The sequence below is a fragment of the Rahnella sp. RcJ3 genome (genome assembly GCF_009498575.1).
GTDB lineage: Bacteria > Pseudomonadota > Gammaproteobacteria > Enterobacterales > Enterobacteriaceae > Rahnella > Rahnella aceris.
In genome coordinates, this window is the sequence record NZ_QSNX01000002.1 from 327,078 (window position 1) to 348,126 (window position 21,049).

The 21,049-nt window shown below is 54.6% G+C and carries 20 protein-coding genes; 16 read left to right on the forward strand and 4 right to left on the reverse strand.

Going from position 1 to position 21,049, the window contains the following annotated elements:
* Position 1 precedes the first annotated feature (1 nt).
* The 5 genes from aroC (at position 2) to DXU84_RS04220 (ending at position 3,756) form a co-directional block, all read left to right on the forward strand.
* Complete coding sequence (aroC, locus tag DXU84_RS04200; RefSeq protein WP_013574539.1) at positions 2–1,087, forward strand: chorismate synthase; 1,086 nt, start codon at positions 2–4, stop codon at positions 1,085–1,087.
* A gap of 8 nt (positions 1,088–1,095) precedes the next feature.
* Positions 1,096–1,947: a penicillin-insensitive murein endopeptidase gene (mepA, locus tag DXU84_RS04205; RefSeq protein ID WP_013574540.1), complete on the forward strand. Its 852-nt coding sequence runs from the start codon at positions 1,096–1,098 to the stop codon at positions 1,945–1,947.
* A gap of 45 nt (positions 1,948–1,992) precedes the next feature.
* Complete coding sequence (locus DXU84_RS04210; RefSeq protein WP_153374917.1) at positions 1,993–2,793, forward strand: sulfite exporter TauE/SafE family protein; 801 nt, start codon at positions 1,993–1,995, stop codon at positions 2,791–2,793.
* Between the two features lie 102 nt (positions 2,794–2,895).
* Positions 2,896–3,453: an elongation factor P hydroxylase gene (locus DXU84_RS04215; RefSeq protein WP_013574542.1), complete on the forward strand. Its 558-nt coding sequence runs from the start codon at positions 2,896–2,898 to the stop codon at positions 3,451–3,453.
* 24 nt (positions 3,454–3,477) lie between these two features.
* Positions 3,478–3,756, forward strand: coding sequence for a YfcL family protein (locus DXU84_RS04220; protein WP_013574543.1), 279 nt, complete (start codon positions 3,478–3,480; stop codon positions 3,754–3,756).
* A 75-nt stretch (positions 3,757–3,831) separates the two neighbouring features.
* Here the strand turns inward: DXU84_RS04220 and mnmC are convergent, their stop codons facing one another.
* Complete coding sequence (mnmC, locus tag DXU84_RS04225; protein WP_370461718.1) at positions 3,832–5,862, reverse strand: bifunctional tRNA (5-methylaminomethyl-2-thiouridine)(34)-methyltransferase MnmD/FAD-dependent 5-carboxymethylaminomethyl-2-thiouridine(34) oxidoreductase MnmC; 2,031 nt, start codon at positions 5,860–5,862, stop codon at positions 3,832–3,834.
* A gap of 169 nt (positions 5,863–6,031) precedes the next feature.
* On the opposite strand from mnmC, the gene fabB reads away from it, so the two are divergent.
* From fabB to DXU84_RS04245, 4 genes are all read left to right on the forward strand, one after another.
* A complete protein-coding gene (gene fabB, locus DXU84_RS04230; RefSeq protein ID WP_013574545.1) occupies positions 6,032–7,252 on the forward strand; it encodes a beta-ketoacyl-ACP synthase I in 1,221 nt (406 codons plus the stop codon).
* A 230-nt stretch (positions 7,253–7,482) separates the two neighbouring features.
* Positions 7,483–7,968, forward strand: a complete 486-nt coding sequence (locus DXU84_RS04235) for a DUF2946 domain-containing protein (protein ID WP_112151220.1) — start codon at positions 7,483–7,485, stop codon at positions 7,966–7,968.
* Positions 7,969–8,053: 85 nt separating this feature from the next.
* Entirely contained in the window at positions 8,054–9,526 is a 1,473-nt protein-coding gene (locus tag DXU84_RS04240; RefSeq protein ID WP_153374919.1) for a PepSY domain-containing protein, read from the forward strand.
* A 17-nt stretch (positions 9,527–9,543) separates the two neighbouring features.
* A complete protein-coding gene (locus DXU84_RS04245) occupies positions 9,544–10,671 on the forward strand; it encodes an SLC13 family permease (RefSeq protein WP_153374921.1) in 1,128 nt (375 codons plus the stop codon).
* On the opposite strand, the gene DXU84_RS04250 is transcribed toward DXU84_RS04245, so the two are convergent.
* Positions 10,664–12,151 (reverse strand): PLP-dependent aminotransferase family protein, encoded by a 1,488-nt coding sequence (locus tag DXU84_RS04250; RefSeq protein ID WP_228388939.1) that lies wholly within the window; start codon positions 12,149–12,151, stop codon positions 10,664–10,666. The genes DXU84_RS04245 and DXU84_RS04250 overlap by 8 nt on opposite strands.
* Positions 12,152–12,251: 100 nt before the next feature.
* Between DXU84_RS04250 and DXU84_RS04255 the strand changes: the two genes are divergently transcribed.
* Positions 12,252–12,704, forward strand: coding sequence for a rhodanese-like domain-containing protein (locus DXU84_RS04255; RefSeq protein WP_153374925.1), 453 nt, complete (start codon positions 12,252–12,254; stop codon positions 12,702–12,704).
* Between the two features lie 18 nt (positions 12,705–12,722).
* Here DXU84_RS04255 and flk read toward each other — a convergent pair whose 3' ends face one another.
* Positions 12,723–13,772 (reverse strand): flagella biosynthesis regulator Flk, encoded by a 1,050-nt coding sequence (flk, locus tag DXU84_RS04260; RefSeq protein WP_013574551.1) that lies wholly within the window; start codon positions 13,770–13,772, stop codon positions 12,723–12,725.
* Between the two features lie 255 nt (positions 13,773–14,027).
* The gene (locus DXU84_RS04265) at positions 14,028–14,924 is read right to left on the reverse strand and encodes a DMT family transporter (protein ID WP_153374927.1); all 897 of its coding nucleotides are present in this window, start codon (positions 14,922–14,924) and stop codon (positions 14,028–14,030) included.
* 128 nt (positions 14,925–15,052) lie between these two features.
* Between DXU84_RS04265 and DXU84_RS04270 the strand changes: the two genes are divergently transcribed.
* From DXU84_RS04270 to accD, 6 genes are all read left to right on the forward strand, one after another.
* The gene (locus DXU84_RS04270) at positions 15,053–15,844 is read left to right on the forward strand and encodes a helix-turn-helix domain-containing protein (RefSeq protein WP_037036224.1); all 792 of its coding nucleotides are present in this window, start codon (positions 15,053–15,055) and stop codon (positions 15,842–15,844) included.
* A 100-nt stretch (positions 15,845–15,944) separates the two neighbouring features.
* Positions 15,945–17,078, forward strand: a complete 1,134-nt coding sequence (gene pdxB, locus DXU84_RS04275; protein WP_112151215.1) for a 4-phosphoerythronate dehydrogenase PdxB — start codon at positions 15,945–15,947, stop codon at positions 17,076–17,078.
* Between the two features lie 111 nt (positions 17,079–17,189).
* Positions 17,190–18,200, forward strand: coding sequence for an aspartate-semialdehyde dehydrogenase (locus DXU84_RS04280; protein ID WP_013574555.1), 1,011 nt, complete (start codon positions 17,190–17,192; stop codon positions 18,198–18,200).
* Between the two features lie 2 nt (positions 18,201–18,202).
* Positions 18,203–19,033 carry a tRNA pseudouridine(38-40) synthase TruA gene (truA, locus tag DXU84_RS04285; protein WP_013574556.1) on the forward strand — a complete coding sequence of 277 codons (831 nt, stop codon included), beginning with the start codon at positions 18,203–18,205 and terminating at the stop codon, positions 19,031–19,033.
* 59 nt (positions 19,034–19,092) lie between these two features.
* A complete protein-coding gene (locus DXU84_RS04290) occupies positions 19,093–19,761 on the forward strand; it encodes a DedA family protein (protein ID WP_013574557.1) in 669 nt (222 codons plus the stop codon).
* Positions 19,762–20,023: 262 nt separating this feature from the next.
* Positions 20,024–20,938 (forward strand): acetyl-CoA carboxylase, carboxyltransferase subunit beta, encoded by a 915-nt coding sequence (gene accD / locus DXU84_RS04295; RefSeq protein ID WP_013574558.1) that lies wholly within the window; start codon positions 20,024–20,026, stop codon positions 20,936–20,938.
* Positions 20,939–21,049: the final 111 nt, after the last annotated feature.

Below are 21,049 nucleotides of genomic sequence, written 5' to 3' on the forward strand. Positions count from 1 at the left end.
GATGGCAGGGAACAGTATTGGGCAGTTTTTCCGCGTCACTACTTTTGGCGAATCCCACGGTGTGGCACTGGGCTGTATTATTGACGGCGTGCCGCCGGGTATTTCGCTGACCGAAGCAGACCTGCAACACGATCTCGACCGTCGTCGTCCGGGCACCTCGCGTTACACCACGCAGCGCCGCGAAGCCGACGAAGTGAAAATTCTTTCGGGCGTGTTTGAAGGCGTGACCACCGGCACCAGCATCGGTCTGATTATCCAGAATACCGATCAGCGTTCGCAGGATTACAGCGCGATCAAAGACGTGTTCCGTCCGGGACATGCCGATTACACCTACGAGCAAAAATACGGCGTGCGCGATTACCGTGGCGGCGGTCGTTCGTCTGCCCGTGAAACCGCGATGCGCGTGGCCGCAGGTGCGGTTGCCAAGAAATATCTGCTGGAAAAATTCGGCGTTAAAGTGCGCGGATATATGTCGCAAATGGGCGATATCACCTGCGAACTGAAAGACTGGGATCTGGTGGAAACCAACCCGTTCTTCTGCCCGGATGAAAGCAAGCTGGAAGCGCTGGATGAACTGATGCGCGCGCTGAAAAAAGAAGGCGATTCGATTGGTGCCAAAATCACCGTCGTGGCGGATCACGTGCCGGTCGGTCTTGGTGAACCGGTGTTTGACCGTCTGGATGCCGATCTGGCGCACGCGCTGATGAGCATTAATGCGGTGAAAGGCGTTGAAATTGGTGACGGTTTTGCGGTTGTCGCAAAACGCGGCAGCGAAAATCGTGACGAAATCACACCGAAGGGTTTCGAAAGCAACCACGCTGGCGGCATTCTTGGCGGGATCAGCAGCGGCCAGCCGGTCGTAGCGCATCTGGCGCTGAAACCGACTTCCAGCATTACCGTTCCCGGCCGTACGATTAACCGCGAAGGCGAGCAGGTTGAGATGATTACCAAAGGTCGCCATGACCCGTGTGTCGGTATCCGCGCGGTGCCGATTGCCGAAGCAATGATGGCGATTGTACTGATGGATCATTTACTGCGTCAGCGTGCTCAGAACGGCGACGTCCACTCCACAGTGCCACGCTGGTAATTTATCTGATGAATCCTTTACGCACGCTACCTGCGTTTCGTGCTGTTTGCGTCAGTTTTCTGGCGCTTGCACTTTGCGCACCTGCCATAGCCGTAACGCCGTGGCAGAAAATCACCCAGCCCATTTCCGGCACGCCGCAAGCGATTGGCAGTTATGCCAATGGTTGTCAGGTTGGCGCACAGCCGCTGCCGCTGAACTCTCCGGCCTATCAGGTAATGCGTACCGATCAGCGTCGCTATTTCGGCCAGCCGGATTTACTGGCGTTCATCACCCGTCTGGGCACACAGGCTCAGCAAAAAGGGCTGGGCACCATGCTGGTCGGGGATATGGCGATGCCGGCTGGCGGGCGCTTTAGCAGTGGTCACGCCAGTCATCAGTCCGGGCTGGATGTGGACATCTGGCTGCAACTGCCGCGTCAGCGCTGGAGCGAACAGATGTTGCTCAAGCCGCAGCCTATCGATCTGGTCAGCGCCAACGGTAAATCCATTGTGCCAGCTCAGTGGCAGCCACGGATCGAAACGCTGATAAAAATGGCAGCGCAAGATAAAGACGTGGTACGGATCTTCGTCAATCCGGCCATCAAACAACAGCTTTGTCTGGATGCCGGAACGGATCGTGAATGGCTGCATAAGGTGCGTCCGTGGTTTGGTCATCGCGCGCACATGCACGTTCGTCTGCGTTGTCCGGTCGGTAACCTCGAATGTGAAAATCAGGCACCGCCGCCTCCGGGTGATGGCTGTGGCGCTGAGCTGCAAAGCTGGTTCCTGCCACCCAAGCCGGGCAGCGGAATCCCTGTGAAAAAAGAGCCGCCTCCGTTGCCGCCTTCGTGTCAGGCGCTGCTGGATAAACACGTTCTTTAATACGTTTTACTCACCCTTCGCCACGCATAGCGAGCTGACAGAAAAATGGACTGGTTGATTGTTGCCCCGTGGGTTTTGGTTGTTTTATTTTTCGTTGCACTGTTTGCCGGTTTCATTGATTCCATTGCAGGTGGCGGCGGGCTGATCAGCCTGCCAGCGCTGCTGGCGGCAGGTGTGTCACCGGCGCAGGCCATTGCCACCAATAAGCTGTCATCGATCGGCGGATCTTTCTCTGCCAGTCTTTACTTTGTGCGGCGTGGCGTGGTGGATCTCAACGATCAGAAGCTGAACATTGCCTGTACCTTTACCGGTTCGGTGATCGGCGCGATCCTTATCCAGCATCTGCGCGCCGACATATTGCGTCAGGTTTTACCGCTGCTGATCATCTGCATCGGTTTGTATTTTTTACTGACGCCGCGTCTGGGCGAAAGTGACCGGGCAAGGCGCTTAAATGCTCTGCCGTATGCGCTGGTAGGCGGCGGTTGCGTGGGTTTCTACGACGGCTTTTTCGGCCCCGGCGCAGGGTCTTTCAACGCACTGGCTTTTGTGACGTTATGCGGGTTTAATCTGGCAAAAGCCACGGCACATGCGAAAGTCCTGAATTTCACCTCAAACCTGGGCGGGCTGATCTTCTTTATACTGGGCGGCAAAGTGATCTGGGTGCTGGGATTTGTCATGGCCGCCGGACAGTTTATCGGCGCACGACTGGGCGCACGTATGGTGCTCAGTAAGGGGCAGAAGATGATCCGCCCGATGGTGGTTATCGTTTCCGTGGTGATGAGCTGCAAGCTGATTTACGACAATCATGGTGCCGAAATTCATCAGTGGTTAAGCCTGCATTTATAATGTCCGGAGCAGCAGAATGCTTGCCCGAAGTCATGAAAACACGGGTTTAAACAGGGGTATATTGTCGCCCCTGATCTTACTTTAACGAGTTTCACTGCAATTATGTCTGATTCGACTGCAACACATAACTATCATCAACTGATCGACATTTTTGATTCCTGCTTTTTTGAGGAATTCAACGTTCGCTTAGTGAAAGGCGACGACGAACCGATCTATCTGCCTGCTGATGAACAAGAACCGTTTAACCGTATTGTGTTCGCACACGGTTATTACGCCAGCGGCATGCATGAAATTTCCCACTGGTGCGTGGCCGGGGCCGAACGCCGTAAACGGGTTGATTTCGGCTACTGGTATTGCCCGGATGGCCGCGATGCGCAAACACAAAGTGAATTCGAGAAAGTGGAAGTCAAACCACAATCTTACGAATGGTTGTTCTGTGCGGCGGCAGGTTTTCGTTTCAACGTTAGCTGTGACAATCTCAGCGGCGATTGCGAGCCGGACCGCGTGGGTTTCCAGAACAAAGTACGCGAAGAAGTGCTGCGTATGCTGGAGCAGGGTATCCCTGAAAGACCGGCGCGCTTTATTAAAGCGTTACAATCGTTTTACAATACGGCCCCGTTGACGCCTGCAGATTTCCCTGCATTGCAGCCGATCGAATAAGAACTGAACACGAGAGGAAGAGTAATGATCGCAGAATTTGAAACGCGAATTTTAACGCTAATCGACGATATGGTCGAAAGCGCCAGCGACGATGAGTTATTTGCCAGTGGCTATCTGCGAGGCCACCTGACCGTCGCGGTGGCGGAAGCGGAAGAGAACGGTGAACACACCGCCGAAGCGTTGAAACTCCGTGTTCAGGACGGTCTGGACAAGGCCATCAAAGCCGGTGAACTTTCGCCGCGCGATCAGCTTCTGGTGCAGGGGATGTGGGAAAATCTGTATCAGGCATCTCTCCCTCAGTAATCTCTTTTCAGGCAATAAAAAAGCGCAGCGACGGATTAACCGGCTGCGCTTTTTTATTGCCTGAAAAGTGGCGGGTTAATGCGATTCGACCGGGCGGCCTTTCAGCAGTTTTCTGACCCACATCCGGTTCGGGTTCAGTGCTGCCAGCGTGTCACTGTCGAGCGGCAGCGGTTCACCGGCAATCTGCGCCGCCAGAATTTCCGCACCCAGCGGCGCTGAACTCAGACCGCGTGAGCCGAGCGCGCCAAACAGAAACAGATTTTCATACACCGGCGCTTCTGCAACCGGGCGATGACGCTGAATATCCAGATCCAGTTTTTTATAGCTTTCCAGCAATGCGTCGTAATCTGACACCGAGCCGATCATCGGCAGATGATCCCGTGTCGCGCAACGTACGCCGTTTCGCGCTTCGCCTTCACTCACATCCACGTCATGCGGCCATTGCTGATCCGGCAAACAGTTGAGTAAACGCTGGCGGTTTTCCTGCTGATCCTCCTCAAGGTAATCCGTGCATTTGTCGGCGCGGTGATAGCTTGCGCCAATACAATGATGCTGATTCTGCGGGCTGACCGGCGTCATATAGCCGTCGTAACACAGCACCTGTTTAAGTTTGCTCAGCGCCGGTGTGGTCGGAATATGCGAAACCTGACCGCTGACCGCGTAAACCGGCAGTTTTGCGGTCTGGCTGAAATCTGTAATGTCCGCGCCGTTCGCCAGGACTACCGCCTGATGACGGGCAACATGGCCATCGGCAAAGGTCAGCGCCCACTGCGAATCTGTGTCAAAATTTAATGCGGTCGCGCGCTGGTGATAATGCACCGTCAAGCCCTGCGTTTCGGCCAGCGCAATCAGCGAAGCCGTCAGTTCTGCCGGACACAGCCACGCGCCGAGCGGATACGTCACGCCGCCGCTGCCGCATGGCAATCCGCACAACGCTTCCACATCTTCTTCACTCAGCCCTTTCGCCAGTGCTTCCGGCCAGCCGCCTTTGAGAATGCCGTCAATTTTGCCCTGACTTTTTTCGTCATAACCCAGTTGCGTGACGCCACTCCAGCCGTGATCGAAAGGCACATCCCGCTTTTCAAGCTGCGCATACTGGCGGCGGGCGAAGGTGAAGGCATGCGCAAAGAAGTTTTCCAGTGTGTCGCCGCGGCCATTGAGCAACGGATAAACCGCGCCCTGGCGGTTACCTGAAGCGCCGAGCGCCGGTTTTTCATCGGCGCAATACAGCGTGACCGCAAAGCCACGGCGAAGTAACGCCAGCGACAATACGGCGCTGGCGACGCCGCCGCCGAGAAGGGCGAATTCAGTGGCATTTTTCGCCGCCGGGCGCACATACCACGGTGCGGGATGAGGTACATCAATTTTTGCCGGCAGCACACCGGCTAACATATGCCGCTTTTCGCCGAATCCCGGCACCTTGCTGATGTCAAAACCTGCGTCCTGCAATCCGCGGCGGACAAAACCGGCCACGGTGAAAGTGGCGAATGTACCCTGCGGGCGGGTCATTTTCGCCATAGAACGGAATAACGCCTCCGTCCACATGTCCGGGTTTTTGGAAGGTGCAAATCCGTCGAGAAACCAGGCGTCGACCTGCTGATTCATACTGGTGTCACATGCCGGAAGCAGGGTAGTCACATCGCCGAACCACAGATCAAGCGTGATGCGCCCGTCCGCCAGCAGCAGCCGGTGACAGCCGGAAAAGGGCATCGGCCATTGTTCGCAAAGCTGCGCGGAATACGCGGCGAGTTCGGGCCATTGTGTGTGCGCTGTCGCCAGATCATGGGCAGACAGCGGGAATTTCTCGTAGCTGATGAAATGCAGGCGTTGCAGCACAGCGTCGGCGTGCGCCTCGCGGAACGCATCGAAGGCTTGCCACAGCGACAGAAAGTTCAGTCCGGTGCCAAAACCGGTCTCGGCGATGATGCACAACTGGCGGGGGTGAGCGGCAAAACGCGCCGGAAAATGATTGCCATTGAGAAAAACATGACGCGTTTCCAGCAGGCCGTTCTGATTGGAAAAATAGACGTCATCAAAATGTCGGGAAACAGGTGTACCCTGTTCGTTCCAGCTTAATTCAGCGGGCGTGATCGGGTTATGGCTCACGTGAAACTCTCTCAGTTCAAGGCGATGCCGGAGTTTAACGCTGCGTTTGCACCCGCGCAAATTTACCACGATTTACACAAGGAATTGCTGATCGGACTTGTTCGGCGTACAACTGTACGCTAGAGTGCGTGACGAAATCCCAAATGGTGAATAGTACAAGAGGTATTAAATGAAACGTGCAGTGATTACTGGCCTGGGTATCATCTCGAGCATCGGTAACAACAAGCAGGAAGTTCTTGCATCTCTGCAGGAAGGTCGCTCTGGGATCACCTTCTCGCAAGAGCTGAAAGATGCCGGGATGCGTAGTCACGTCTGGGGTGATGTCAAATTAGACACCGCAGGCCTCATCGATCGTAAGATTGTGCGTTTCATGAGTGATGCCTCGATCTACGCTTACCTTTCCATGCAACAGGCGATTGAAGACTCCGGTCTGACCCCTGAAATGGTTTCCAACGAACGTACCGGCCTGATTGCAGGTTCCGGCGGCGGTTCTCCGCGCAATCAGGTTGCGGGCTCCGACGGTATGCGTGCCAAAGGCCTGCGCGGCGTTGGCCCTTACATGGTGACCAAAGCGATGGCTTCCGGCGTGTCAGCCTGCCTTGCGACCCCATTCAAAATTCGTGGTGTTAACTATTCCATCAGTTCTGCCTGTGCCACCTCTGCACACTGCATCGGTAACGCGGTAGAAATGATTCAGCTGGGCAAACAGGACGTGGTGTTTGCCGGTGGCGGTGAAGAGCTGTGCTGGGAAATGGCGTGCGAATTCGACGCGATGGGCGCACTGTCCACCAGCTACAACGAAACACCAGACAAAGCTTCCCGTACCTACGACAAAGCGCGTGACGGTTTCGTTATCGCAGGCGGCGGCGGTATGGTTGTTGTCGAAGAGCTGGAACACGCTCTGGCACGTGGCGCGCACATCTACGCAGAAATCGTTGGCTACGGCGCAACGTCTGACGGCGCAGACATGGTGGCTCCATCTGGTGAAGGCGCAGTGCGTTGCATGAAAATGGCAATGAACGGCGTGGATACCCCAATCGACTACGTGAACGTGCACGGGACTTCTACCCCGGTCGGCGACGTGAAAGAACTGGGCGCTATCCGTGAAGTGTTCGGCGATAAAACCCCGGCACTGTCTTCTACCAAAGCCATGACCGGTCACTCGCTGGGTGCCGCAGGCGTTCAGGAAGCGATCTATACCTTGCTGATGGCTGAATACGGCTTCATCGCGCCAAGCATCAACATCGAGAACCTCGATGAGCAGGCAGAAGGCATGGACATCATCACTAAACCCACTCAGCGCGAGCTGACGACTGTGATGTCCAACAGCTTCGGCTTCGGTGGCACCAATGCCACGCTGGTCATGCGTAAGCTGAAAAACGACAAATAACTGTCGCTAAGCCAGTCAATAAAAGCCTGCTTCCGAGCGGGCTTTTTTACATCCATCATCCTTCTGGCCGCCTCTGCGTTGGCTTCGTTCATTCACCTCAGTCACTTACTTTTGTAAGCTCCTGAGGATTCATTCTCTCGCCGCCTTGATGCAACTCGAATGATTTTGGATATGTTTCTCAACAATTCAGGTACAATTTCGCCGCTTCTTATTTTCACCTTGTTGACATAATGCTCTCACTCAGACACATCCATCATCGACATCTGCATGTTCCGGCCTGGCTCGGGATAGTGGCGATCCTGATGTTGTTTATTGCGCCGGTGATTTCTAAATCGCTGGTGGCTGAGGGTGCGCAGCATATGATGATGTCCGGCATGGTGATGTCCGATATGGACATGGATATGCCGGATGCAGATATGGCTGACATGAATATGTCAGGCCATCACGCATCATCGATGGAACATTGTCAGAAGCAAGCCTGTAAATCAGCGCCGCAGGATGCGGTGAAAGCGATGCTTTCCGGTGAAATGAGCGATGCTGCCTGCGGTTATTGCGTGCTGCTGGTGCATTTACCGATGCTCGATTTACAGGCCATGCCGATGCTGTGGTCGCTGGATTTTTCCAGCCGTGCCCCTCCGCGCGCTGTTATACAACGTCTTATCCCTTCGCTGTTTTTCACGGATTCCCAACCCCGCGCACCACCTGTTTTTCTGTAACAGCCTCTGAATAATTTCTTTCAAGTTAACCGCGATTTTTATCGCTGTTGACGGTGTGCTATTTGAAATTCAGGAAATCAGATTTATGAATCAACCTGCAAACCTGCCTGCCAGCGCGGGTAAAAAAATGCCTGCACAAGCGGCCTTTCTGGCGTTGCTGCGCCGCGTGCATTTTTACATTGGCCTGTTCGTCGGACCGTTTATTTTTGTCGCGGCACTCACCGGTACGTTGTATGTGCTGACCCCTCAGTTCGAAAATTATCTCTATTCTGATGCGCTCTTCACCTCCTCACACGGTGAACCGCAGCCGCTTTCCCGACAGATTGATGCGGCGCTAAACGTAACCGGCCAGGATAGACAGATTTATGCGGTCAGACCGGCTCCGTCTGCCGGTGAGACCACCCGGGTCATGTTTTCTGATCCGCAACTGGGCGCCTCCAAAAGCCGGGCGATTTTCATCGATCCGGTGACGCTGGCGGTGAAAGGGGACATGACGGTGTACGGCACCAGCGGCATTTTGCCGTTCCGCACCTGGCTGGATGATTTACATCGCGGCTTACTACTCGGTGATGCGGGGCGTATTTACAGCGAACTCGCCGCCTCCTGGTTGTGGGTAGCGGCATTGGGCGGCGTCGTGCTCTGGTTCACTGGCCGCCGTCAACCCCGCCAGTTGCGTAAGGTCAGCGGGAAAGCGGAAAAACAGCAGCACAGCCGCCGCTGGCACAGCACGCTCGGCCTGTGTTTACTGGCTGGCTTACTGTTCTTCTCCGCTACCGGCCTGACGTGGTCGCAATGGGCGGGTGACAATATCGGTGTGCTGCGCGCGTATATGGGCTGGATGACGCCTGCCGTGAAAACCAGTCTGGATCCGCAGGCGGCCGCCGCACCTGCGGATGAACATGCGGAACATCATGCGCAGATGGCAGACATGCCTGATATGCCGGGAATGGACATGTCTGCGCATAAAATGCCTGCTGTGCCGCAAGCCGTCGCTGTTTCTGCACAGACTTTTGATGCAGTGGTACAGGCGGCGCGTGAGTCTGGCATTGCGGCGAACAAGATTGAAATCCGTCCAACGTATAGTGCGGAGAAAGCCTGGACGGTGACGGAAGTTGATCGCCGCTGGCCGACGCAGGTGGATGCGGTGTCCGTCGATCCCCGCTCCATGCAGATTATCGATCACGTGCGGTTTGCTGATTTCCCGTTGCTCGCCAAACTCACCCGCTGGGGCGTGGATGCACATATGGGGATTCTGTTCGGCGTCTGGAATCAGGCCATCCTGGTGATTTTTGGTGTCGGACTTTGCGTGATGATTACCTGGGGATATCGCCTGTGGTGGCTGCGCAGAACTGTCAGCAATGACGGTAGTCATCCGGTTGTTACTCTGCTACAAACCTGGACGTCGGTGCCGTTCAGCCTGCAATGCCCGATTTTGGTGATCACGCTCGGTCTGGCAATTTCATTGCCAGTAATGGGCGCGAGTTTACTTATTTTTATGCTGATCGATGTTATCCGCTGGCAGCGGCGAAATTCTTCGGGTAACGTCAGCGCATTCTGATCAGAGAAGAAAAAAACATGTTGATGGCGGCATCTGGCTCTGTATTGAAGCCTTTTTTACGTGACAGATTTTTGCATCTGTTAATCCTGCTTGGCGTCATTCTGACCCTGTTCCAGCCGGAGAAAATCAGCCGGTTCCCGCAGTTTGTGGACTGGGACACGATCGTCACTTTGCTGGGTTTGCTGATGCTGACCAAGGGCGTTGAGGTCAGCGGTTATTTTGATTTTGTTGGCCGTAAGATGATTAACGCCATCGACAATGAGCGGCGGCTGGCGCTGTTTCTGGTCACTGCGGCGGCGCTGCTGTCCACGTTTATGACCAATGACGTCGCACTGTTCATCGTGATTCCGCTGACGATCACGCTGAAGAAACTGACGTCGTTGCCGGTGACGCGGCTGATTATATTTGAAGCGCTGGCGGTGAATGCCGGTTCGCTGCTTACGCCGATCGGTAATCCGCAAAATATCCTGCTATGGAATAAATCCGGTCAGTCGTTCCTGCATTTTATCGGGCAGATGGCACCGCTGGCGCTGATAACCCTGGCTGCATTATTGCTGGTGACCTGGTTTTGTTTTCCGTCGCATAGTCTGAAAAAGATTGAAAACAATCAGGGATACCCTTTCCGCAAGCGTCTGCTGGTTAGCTGCGTCATCCTTTACGTGGTGTTTATTGCCTGTGTCGATCTGGGGCTGGCGTTGTATGGGTTGCTGGCGGTGATCCTGTGCTTTTTATTGCTGGCGCGGAATGTTCTGCTGCGTATCGACTGGCCGCTGATCCTGGTGTTTATCGTGATGTTTATCGATGTGCGTTTACTGGTCGGGTTGAATGCCCTGCAGCCTGCGTTTACCCACATTCATAGCTTGCCAGATTACGGACATTATCTGCTGAGCATCGGGCTTTCTCAGGTGATCAGCAATGTGCCTGCGACGATCCTGATGATCAACTATTTACCTTCCGGGCCGCTGCTGGCTTATGCCGTCAATGCCGGCGGTTTCGGGCTGGCGATAGGCTCACTGGCCAATCTCATCGCGTTACGCATGGCGAATGATAAAAAGATCTGGCTGCGGTTTCACTATTACTCTTTCCCGTTCCTGCTGTTCAGCGTCATCACGGGCTGGCTATTGCTGACGCTGTTTATTAAATGACAGGCACCTGCAGCGAAGCCAGACGGTTCACGGCGGCGGTGATTTCAGCGGGGGTTAATGCTGAAAACCCCAGCAGCCAGCCGTCCTGATGTTGTGTCATTACACCGGCGCTGGCGGTAAACAAAGGTGAAAGCCGTGGCGTCTCAACGCCAGCCAGTGCGGCAAGGGCGCTGAAATGCGATTCCTGCCCGGCAGGCAGACGGGCAGCGAGTTGTAGCCCTCCGGCTGCCACCTGAGGTGTCAGCCATTCAATCTTTTGCTTAATTTGCGCCAGCAGATGATCACGGCGGCTATGGTAAAGCTGACGTGACAAGCGCAGATGTGAAGCGAAATGCCCGGCCTGCATAAATTCCGCCGTGACGGCCTGCATCAGTTGCGAAGAATGGCCGTCATTCACGGTGCGCATCATCACCATTGGCGCCACCAGCGCAGGCGGTAATACGGCATAGGCCAGCCGCAAAGACGGAAATAAAACTTTCGAGAACGTCCCCACATAAATAACCCGCTGATGTTTATCCAGCCCCTGCATGGCCGGAAGCGGTCGCCCGTCGTAATGCAGTTCGCTGTCATAATCATCTTCGATGATCCAGCTGTTGTGACGTTTCGCGTATTCGAGCAGGTGTAAACGGCGTGACAAACTCAGGCTGACACCGGTCGGGTAATGGTGTGATGGTGTCAGGTACATAAGGCGTGGCACGGGTGAATCAGCTTCCGGCGCCATTCCCTGCTCATCCACCGCAATGGCGCAAATGTCGGCTCCGGCACTGGCAAACGCGTTGCGGGCGCCCGGATATCCCGGCTGCTCAACCCAAACCCTATCCGCCGGATCAATCAGCAGCATCGCCAGCAGTTGTAATGCCTGCTGAGAACTGGTGGTGATCAGGATGTGTTCAGCGCTGCAAATGACCCCGCGTGACTGCTGAAGATAGCTGGCCAGCACCTCGCGCAACGGCAAATACCCTTGCGGGTCGCCATATCCCAGCAGACGTTCGCCCTGAGTCCGCAGTTGTCTGGCGGTAATTTGCTTCCAGATTTTCAGCGGGAAGGCGCGCAGATCAGGCGAACCGGCTGCAAAGGCGACGGGCGATTGCGGATCACGACAACCGCCGGTCGCGACAATTTTCTCTCCGCGCGCTGACAATCCCGCCAATCCCGGTGGGATGACTTTACTGTTTCGGGAGGACGGGGCGCGGGGCAGTGACTGGCTGACAAAGGTGCCTTTGCCGGTATGGCGCTGAAGATAACCCTCCGCTTCTGCCTGCGCGTAGGCGGCTTCCACGGTCACCCGTGAGAGTTTCAGATCACAGGCCAGAATGCGGGAAGAGGGCAAGCGTTCTCCGCCAGCCAGCGCGCCGGAATTGATGGCCTGCCGCAACGCAGCACACAGCCGGTCACGCAAACCTGCCGCAGCGCCTGAACCGTTGGTCGCTGTGTTTTCGAAAAGCGTAATCAGTGCAGAGGGCTGAGACAGTGCTGGCATAATGGGTCTTATCATCGGCTTGAAATTGGCATTAATCATAAGACCAAAAACAGCGATGATGGAACTGTTTTCAGCCATATCACTTAATGAGGAAGCGTTTATGCAACAAGAGTCTTATGTTTTGGGATTCGCACCACCGTCACCTGAAATCAGTGCTGCGTATTTGTTGTCGAAACTGAGTTTTTATACTGATGCCGCCGATGTCGCGGCGGATTTACAAAACGGTGTGAGCGCAATTGTGGTTATTGATACCCGTTCTGCTGAACATTATGCACGCGGCCATGTGCCGGGCGCGGTCAGTTTTCCGCATAAACTGATGACAGCAGAAAGCACCCGCGAACTTAGCAAAGACTTGGTGTACGTGACGTATTGCGACGGAATCGGCTGCAACGGTTCAACGCAGGGCGCGTATAAACTGGCGAAACTTGGATTCAGGGTAAAGGAAATGATTGGCGGGCTGGATTTCTGGATCCGCGATCAGCACCCGGTTACGCCAGGTGAAGAACGCGGACAGTATTCACGGGAACAAATGCCGCCAGATTGCGGTTGTTGATAGGGCGTTATTGCAGGATTAAAACAGCAACCACAACAGCAGTACGACCACCACGAACGCGATAAACAACAGCGGCTTGCCGCCCATCGCCTGCATGGACGGCGGCAACATCGCGATAAACGGATTCATGATCGGTTGAGGATCGGTCCGTGTCACGGTGGTGAATGTATCGTCTGTATCATCGGCGCGTGGAGAACGGTCAACCCGCTGGCTGAACAGCACACCAATCAGATCACTGACCTGAACCTGCGTCAGCGGCGTGGAAAGCGTCGCACTGAAACGGTTTTCGGCGTATTCCGTTAGCTGATGAATTTCATGGGTGCTGGCCGGTTGCTTGAGCACGCTCAGCAATGTGGTCAGCGTCGGTGCGGTGGTCTGCTGGCTCAGTGACGCTTTCACCTGCATAAACTGGCTGAGCACCTGAAAATGCTTCGCCGGTATAGGTTCGCCCACTTTCACGCCAACCAGGGTAAACAGTTCCTGCCAGACTTTCACCGGGGCTTCGCCAGTGGCTGCACTGAGGCGGGTGACAAGCTGTTGCAGGCTGTTGTGTTCGGCAGGCAGCAACGGACGATCGGTGACCGGCGTCTGCTGGGGCTGCGGGATATTCATCTGACGGGTCTGGATCAGATCCAGCACCTGTTGCAACTGCGGATGCGTCAGTTGACTCAGTACGGTATGACCGAAATTCTGGCGGATAAAATCGCTCACCGCCTGCCGGTTATTACCCTGCGGCAGCAGCTCAGTTAGTTGCAGCATCAGCTGGCGCGAGGCATGGCTGTCCTGCGCCTGCGAGAGTTTTCCCTGCAACAGCGCTTCGGCCTGCGGGAATTGCTGCGAGGTGATTTCTGCACCGTGAGGCAACGCAAGATCGTGGCGCAAATTGGCCCAGATCTCAGCAGATTTGATTGGCGTCAGTGCCATCAGTTTGACGATCAGTTTTTCCAGCGTGGTGCGCTGTACCGGCGTTAATGGCAGCTCAGTACCTGCTTTAGCCGGAACGGTCTGACCCTGGGGTTGTGTTCTGTTGTCGCCAACCGGCATGCCCGGGCCGCTCAAAGGTTGCATATCACCGTCCTTCGCTGGAAATTTAAAACGTCGCTTAAACTCAATGATAAGTAAAAAGCACGGCGCAGAGCGCGGAAGCGCCTCATCATACCTGCAAAGTGTTTTAATCGACACAGTGAATAGCAAGGCTGAGAAAGATTCTTCAGGATATTGTTTCCTAAAACAGCCGCTAAAAACGTCTGGCGGGGCGCGAAAGCAGAAAGTGGAGGGAAGACGCCACCCTCTTCAGTGAGGATGGCATACGATTGAGAGAATTTATTTTTGTTCCGTGGACGCGCTACGGGTGAACAGCGGCTTGCGCAAACGCTGTGCCAGAATGACCCCGGCAAGCGTGATACCTCCGCCAATCAGATGATAGCTGTGCAACTGTTCGTGCAGAAACAGTACGGCGATGACCGCAGTGAAAATCGGCGACAGATTCATGAAAATCGACGCTTTATTGGCACCCAAACGGATCACACCCTGGATCCACAAAAATGGCGCAATAATTGACGCCGGGATCCCCGCGAAAAGCACCAGCGGAATATTATGTGCCGTCAGGCTGACATCCTTCGCGAGCAGGAAGTTGGGCAGCAGCAATAAAACGCCGAAAATGATCTGCACATACAACGACTGCCAGTTCGGCAGCGGGATCGCCCAGCGTTTGGTGAGCACGCCATACAGCGCGTAGGAGGCCGAAGCCGCAAACATCATCAGTTCGCCCGTGCCGATGCCGTGTTGCAGCAACTGCGCCGGATCCCCGGCACTGACCAGCCAGACTAAACCGCCGAGGGAAATAATACTGCCCAGCGCCACACCCACTGTCGGGACCACACTGAGCACAAACAGGCCAATCAGCACGGTCAGCAGCGGGATGAGTGAATTCAGGATACCCATAAACAGTGCGCTGACGCTGTGTGCGGCGTAGTAAGCCAGACTCTGATACAGCACCATGCCCAACAGGCCGAGGATCAGCAGTTTCCACCCGTATTGTTTCACCACCTGAAGGTTGCGCAGCATGCCGGGCAGAACGAAAGGCGTTAGCGTCAGCAATGCCAGAAGCCAGCGGTAGAACGAAATGGCGGCAGGATCAATCGCGCTGGCCGAGGCTTTGCTGACAACAGCATTCAGCGACCAGATCAGGACGGCGAGCAGGGGAAAGAGCACATTCATTGAATATTATTCCTGAGTAAATCGTCACGTCAGTGTACGGTTGTCTTATTTGTTATATATAACGATAATCAGACAACTGATCGCGTAATTCAGACAATCCTCGTGTTGCTCACAGACAAAAGGTATTTATGCCCGCGCCCCGTAGTTCTTTGCCCCGATATTACCCGCCGTTACCGGAAAAGATGCCGGTGACCCTGCTTTTTCGCGGGGAAATTGTGGAGGGGAATTCTGAGTATGTTGAGCATTCACATCCGTGGAGCCAGATTATCTGCGTGAAATCCGGCGTTCTTGCCATGCGCGTGGCGGGACAGCGTTATCTGGCCCCGCGTGAATTCGCTATCTGGGTGCCCGCAGGGGTTGAGCATTCAAGCTATAACCGTAAAACCACGCGTTTTTGCGTCATTGATATCGCGCCTGAGCTGGATACCCATCTGCCCGCCGGGCCTTGCCTGCTGACGCCGACGGCCATTTTTAACGCCATTGCTGATGACTGTTTCTCACGGAATATGACCGAGCCGCAGAGTGAAACGGATCTGCGTATGTGCCGCGTTTTACTGGATCAAATCAGTCTGGCACCCCGTCAGAACACTTATTTACCCACATCGGAAAATAAATTACTGGCCCCCGTTCTGAGCGCACTGGAGAAAAACCCGGCGGATAATACGTCGCTGGCGCAATGGGCGAAGCAGGTGTATACCACCGAACGAACATTGTCGCGGCGTTGCCAGCAGGAACTGGGGATGAGTTTTGCCCAATGGCGTCAGCGGTTGCGTTTCCTGCATTCGGTCTCATTGCTGGAGCAGGGGAAAACGGTGCAGGAAGTCGCGCTTGATCTGGGCTACAGCTCGTCTTCGGCATTTATCGCCATGTTCCAGCAGGTTTCCGGCACCACGCCGCAGCGTTTTCGTAACGACAGGTAAACCTGTGCCCTGAAAGTTGGGATCTGGCCCGGTATCGTGGCAAAATCAATGCCCTCTTTATTTTCTATTCTTTCTTTAGGCCATGCTGCCGGAGACAAACGTGAAAATCCTGGTTGATGAAAATATGCCGTATGCCGTCGAGCTTTTTAGCCGGTTGGGGAACGTGCAGGCCGTACCTGGCCGTCCTATCCCGCAAGATGCCCTGAATGATGCCGATGCGTTGATGGTGCGGTCTGTGACCAAAGTGAACGAAAGTTTGCTGGCGGGAAAACCGGTGAAATTTGTGGGTACCGCCACGGCGGGCACCGATCACGTTGATGATGCATGGCTTGCCAGCGCAGGGATTGGTTTCTCGGCCGCGCCCGGCTGTAATGCCATTGCCGTGGTGGAATATGTTTTCTCATCCTTGCTGATCCTTGCTCAGCGCGACGGTTTCCATCTGCGCGATAAAACGGTCGGGATCATTGGTGTCGGTAACGTCGGTTCACGTCTGAATACCCGCCTTGAAGCGCTGGGTGTACGCACGTTATTGTGCGATCCGCCGCGAGCCGATCGGGGTGATGCCGGTGAATTCTGGCCGCTTGAGAAGCTGGTCGCTGAAGCCGATATCCTGACGTTCCATACGCCGCTGAATATGTCCGGCCCTTATGCCACACATCATCTGGTGGATGCGGATTTACTGGCGCGTCTGCCCGCTGACCGGATCCTCATTAACGCCTGTCGTGGTGAGGTGGTGGATAACGCCGCGCTGCTCGACGCACTGAATGGCAGCAAAAAACTGACGGCTGTGTTGGATGTCTGGGAACCGGAACCTGATTTGTCGTTAGCGTTGCTGGATAAAGTTGCTATCGGCACGGCACATATCGCCGGTTACAGCCTGGAAGGGAAAGCACGCGGCACCACACAGGTGTTCGAAGCATTCAGTCAGTTTATCGGTCAGCCACAAACGGTGCCGCCGGAATCATTACTCCCTGCGCCTGAATTTGCCGAAGTGACGCTGAGTGGCGCGCTGAGCGAAGCCAAACTGCTGCGTCTTATTCACTTAGTGTATGATGTGCGCCGCGATGACCGGCCTTTGCGCCGTGTCGCCGGAAAACCGGGCGAATTCGACAAGCTGCGTAAGTTCTATGAAGAACGTCGTGAGTGGTCATCTTTACGGGTGATTTGCGACGATGCGGCGACCGCCGGTGTGTTGAAAAAACTGGGCTTTAACAGCCAGTTAGCCACTGCTTAAAACGGCCTTAAGTTTTTTCGCCGCGAGTGGTGCGATAACACGTTTGCAAACAGGGCGGTGATCATCATCGCCCCTTGTATTTTGTACTTTTATTTTCTGGAGAATACCAACATGTCTGATGGCTGGAATATTGCGCTGCTTGGCGCAACGGGCGCAGTCGGTGATGCGTTACTGGAATTATTGGCTGATCGTCAGTTCCCGGTTGGTGAGCTCTTCCCGCTGGCAAGTGAACGCAGCGCCGGTAAGACCGTGCGTTTTAACGGCAAAAGTCTGCGCGTACAACAGGCATCTGAGTTCGACTGGTCGCAGGTCCAACTGGCGTTCTTTGTTGCGGGTTCTGAGGCTTCTGCCTTGTATGCCGAAGAAGCGGCAAATCAGGGCTGTCTGGTCATCGACAGCAGCGGCCTGTTCTCTCTTGAACATGATATTCCTCTGGTGGTGCCGGGCGTGAACCCTGACGCACTGTCTCATTACCGCAACCGCAATATCGTGGCCGTGGCCGACAGCCTGACCAGCCAACTGCTGACCGCCATCAAACCACTGACCGAACAGGCCGGTTTGTCGCGTCTGCATGTCACTTCTTTGCTTTCCGTTTCTGCGCTGGGCAAAGCCGCGGTTGACGATCTGGCCGGGCAAAGCGCCCGTCTGCTGAACGGCATTCCGGCAGAAGAAGGCATTTTCAGCAAACAACTGGCGTTTAACCTGTTACCGCTGGTCAGTGATGAAGAGGGCAGTGTGCGTCAGGAACGCCGTCTGGTGGATCAGGTTCGCAAAGTGTTGCAGGACGATGGGCTGCCGATTTCTGTCAGTTGCGTGCAGTCGCCGGTGTTTTACGGTCACGCGCAGGTGGTTCATATGGAAGGTTTGCGTCCGCTGTCAGCGGAAGAAGCGCGCGCTGAACTCGAACGCATTGATGATATTAATCTGAGCGATGAAGATGATTTCCCGACGCAGGTCAGTGATGCGTCCGGTAATGCCAATCTGAGCATCGGTTGTATCCGTAATGACTACGGCATTCCTGAGTTACTGCAATTCTGGTCAGTGGCTGACAACGTCCGTTTTGGCGGCGCACTGATGGCGGTGGAAACCGCAGAGAAGCTGATTAACGAGTACTGGTACTGATTATGTCCGATGAAGTGATCGCTGACGTCAGCACCGCACCGGTTGCCGGACGTGTGGCGTTAGGCATTGAATATGACGGCAGTGCCTATTTTGGCTGGCAGCGTCAGCAGGGCGTCGCCAGCGTGCAGGAGTGTCTGGAAAAAGCACTGAGCCGTGTGGCCAATGCACCGATCGTCGTGTTTTGCGCCGGGCGTACAGACGCAGGCGTCAGCGCAACGGGGCAGGTGGTGCATTTCGACACGCCGGTGCTGCGCAAAGACGCGGCGTGGACGATGGGGGTGAATACCCATTTGCCCAAAGATATCGCTGTGCGCTGGTGTGCGAATGTGGGCGAGGATTTTCATGCCCGTTTCAGCGCCACCGCCCGCCGGTATCGATACGTTATTTATAACAACCGTTACCGTTCAGCGATTTTGCATGCCGGCGTGACCCATGTTCACATGCCGCTCGACGTCGAAAAAATGCAGCTTGCCGGTCAGGCGCTGCTGGGTGAGAACGATTTCACGTCTTTTCGTGCATCACAGTGCCAGTCGCGTACGCCGTGGCGTTATGTGATGCATGTGAATGTGAGCCGTCACGGCAGCTATGTGGTGGTCGATATCAAGGCTAATGCGTTTGTTCATCACATGGTGCGCAATATCGTGGGGAGCCTGGTGGAAATCGGTGCCGGTAATCAGCCTGTTGGCTGGATGGGAGAGCTACTGGCAGCGAAAGATCGCAATCTTGCGGCAGCTACGGGCAAGCCTGAAGGGTTATATCTGGTCTGCGTGGATTACCCTGAGAAATTTGCGCTGCCTCAGGTGAATATGGGACCCCTGTTCCTCGAAGATTAAGGAACGGATCAAGCGATTGTTTAAATGGGCTGTTAAACCGGAAAGAGGTGGAAAATCAAATGGGTTTTATTCACTTTGTCATTGATTTTATTTTGCATATTGATGTGCATTTAGCGGAGCTGGTTGCGCAGTATGGCATCTGGGTTTACGGCATTTTATTCCTGATTTTGTTCTGCGAAACCGGTCTGGTGGTGACACCTTTCCTGCCGGGTGACTCATTATTGTTCGTAGCAGGTGCGCTGGCGGCGTTGCCGGGCAACGACATGAACGTTCATCTGATGGCGTTCCTGATGGCGATTGCGGCGATACTCGGCGATGCGGTGAACTACACTATCGGACGGGTATTTGGTGAACGTCTGTTCAGTAATCCTGATTCAAAGATTTTCCGTCGCAGTTATTTGGACAAGACGCATAAGTTTTACGAGAAACATGGCGGCAAAACGATTATTCTTGCGCGCTTCGTGCCGATCGTCCGCACGTTTGCACCGTTTGTGGCCGGTATGGGGCATATGTCTTACCGCCATTTCGCTGCGTATAACGTGATTGGTGCACTGGTTTGGGTGCTGTTATTTACCTATGCTGGCTACCTTTTCGGCGATCTGCCGATTGTTCAGGAAAATCTGAAATTACTGATCGTGGCAATCATTGTGGTTTCCATCCTGCCGGGTGTGATTGAAATCTGGCGGCACAAACGCGCAGCGGCCAAAGAAAAGCGTCAACAGGATTAATTCCGTACGTTTTTTACGCAAGCGCTTTAAAATTTAAGGCATTAAACCTGAGGGTAGGACCAGTTTTTTATCCACAGTGTCTGGCCGTTATGGTTTAATGAGCGACAATTTATGGTCTGTTCCTGCGAACAACCCTTCTGTGGCGCGGTGTGTGAGGTTTTTTATCACCCCGTACACAGGCGATTTTGGGTAGGTTTCAGGGGACTTGTTACAGCATGAACAGCGGACTGGCTTCGGCCGGGTTCAAACAGAAAGGTTATCGATGAGCTGGATTGAACGAATTCTTAGTAAGAGCACTGACTCGCAAACCCGTAAGGCAAGTATTCCTGAGGGCGTCTGGACTAAATGTGACAGCTGCGGGCAGGTCCTTTACCGCGCCGAGCTTGAGCGCAATCTCATGGTGTGCCCTAAGTGCGACCACCATATGCGCCTTACCGCGCGTATGCGTCTGTCCACTTTCATGGACGAGGGCAGTGAGATTGAGTTAGGCAGTGAGCTTGAGCCTAAAGATGTTCTGAAGTTTAAAGATTCCAAGAAATACAAAGATCGTCTGGTTGCAGCACAAAAAGAAACCAACGAAAAAGACGCCATGGTCGTCATGAAAGGTACGCTGTTTGGCATGCCAATCGTGGTCGCATCGTTTGAATTTGCTTTCATGGGCGGTTCAATGGCGTCCGTCGTGGGTGCACGTTTTGTGCGTGCCGTTGAGCAGGCACTGGAAGATAACTGCCCGCTGGTCTGTTTCTCTGCCAGTGGCGGCGCCCGTATGCAGGAAGCGCTGATGTCGCTGATGCAGATGGCGAAAACCAGTGCAGCACTGGCGAAGTTACAGGAACGTGGCCTGCCATACATTTCTGTACTGACTGACCCTACGATGGGCGGTGTTTCTGCCAGTCTGGCAATGCTGGGTGACATTAACGTCGCGGAGCCGAAGGCGCTGATCGGTTTTGCCGGTCCACGTGTTATCGAGCAAACCGTTCGTGAAAAACTGCCGCCGGGCTTCCAGCGCAGTGAATTCCTGATCGAAAAAGGTGCGATTGATATGATCGTACGTCGTCCGGAAATGCGCGCCAAACTGGGCAGCGTTCTGGCGAAACTGACCGGGCAACCGGAGCCGAAAGTGGCTGACGTCCATGTTGCTGTCAACGGTTCTGCCGCTGACAACCAGGATGCCTGATCGAACAGGGTAAACGCCGGTCAGTTATTCGGGCGGCCACCGCGTGTTGTGCCGCCCACACTGTTTTTCTGCAAAACAGACAGCCGTGCTTTTACTCTGTTGGTGTGATCT

Excerpts from the sequence above, each read along its gene's own strand:
- DXU84_RS04235 (WP_112151220.1), top strand. The coding sequence starts at position 7,483 with ATGCTCTCACTCAGACACATCCATCATCGACATCTGCATGTTCCGGCC.
- DXU84_RS04280 (WP_013574555.1), top strand. The coding sequence starts at position 17,190 with ATGTCTGATGGCTGGAATATTGCGCTGCTTGGCGCAACGGGCGCAGTC.
- mepA (WP_013574540.1), top strand. The coding sequence starts at position 1,096 with ATGAATCCTTTACGCACGCTACCTGCGTTTCGTGCTGTTTGCGTCAGT.
- DXU84_RS04245 (WP_153374921.1), top strand. The coding sequence starts at position 9,544 with ATGTTGATGGCGGCATCTGGCTCTGTATTGAAGCCTTTTTTACGTGAC.
- DXU84_RS04270 (WP_037036224.1), top strand. The coding sequence starts at position 15,053 with ATGCCCGCGCCCCGTAGTTCTTTGCCCCGATATTACCCGCCGTTACCG.
- DXU84_RS04290 (WP_013574557.1), top strand. The coding sequence starts at position 19,093 with ATGGGTTTTATTCACTTTGTCATTGATTTTATTTTGCATATTGATGTG.
- aroC (WP_013574539.1), top strand. The coding sequence starts at position 2 with ATGGCAGGGAACAGTATTGGGCAGTTTTTCCGCGTCACTACTTTTGGC.
- fabB (WP_013574545.1), top strand. The coding sequence starts at position 6,032 with ATGAAACGTGCAGTGATTACTGGCCTGGGTATCATCTCGAGCATCGGT.
- DXU84_RS04215 (WP_013574542.1), top strand. The coding sequence starts at position 2,896 with ATGTCTGATTCGACTGCAACACATAACTATCATCAACTGATCGACATT.
- DXU84_RS04255 (WP_153374925.1), top strand. The coding sequence starts at position 12,252 with ATGCAACAAGAGTCTTATGTTTTGGGATTCGCACCACCGTCACCTGAA.
- DXU84_RS04240 (WP_153374919.1), top strand. The coding sequence starts at position 8,054 with ATGAATCAACCTGCAAACCTGCCTGCCAGCGCGGGTAAAAAAATGCCT.
- flk (WP_013574551.1), bottom strand. The coding sequence starts at position 13,772 with ATGCAACCTTTGAGCGGCCCGGGCATGCCGGTTGGCGACAACAGAACA.
- DXU84_RS04265 (WP_153374927.1), bottom strand. The coding sequence starts at position 14,924 with ATGAATGTGCTCTTTCCCCTGCTCGCCGTCCTGATCTGGTCGCTGAAT.
- DXU84_RS04250 (WP_228388939.1), bottom strand. The coding sequence starts at position 12,151 with ATGCCAGCACTGTCTCAGCCCTCTGCACTGATTACGCTTTTCGAAAAC.
- truA (WP_013574556.1), top strand. The coding sequence starts at position 18,203 with ATGTCCGATGAAGTGATCGCTGACGTCAGCACCGCACCGGTTGCCGGA.
- DXU84_RS04220 (WP_013574543.1), top strand. The coding sequence starts at position 3,478 with ATGATCGCAGAATTTGAAACGCGAATTTTAACGCTAATCGACGATATG.
- DXU84_RS04210 (WP_153374917.1), top strand. The coding sequence starts at position 1,993 with ATGGACTGGTTGATTGTTGCCCCGTGGGTTTTGGTTGTTTTATTTTTC.
- accD (WP_013574558.1), top strand. The coding sequence starts at position 20,024 with ATGAGCTGGATTGAACGAATTCTTAGTAAGAGCACTGACTCGCAAACC.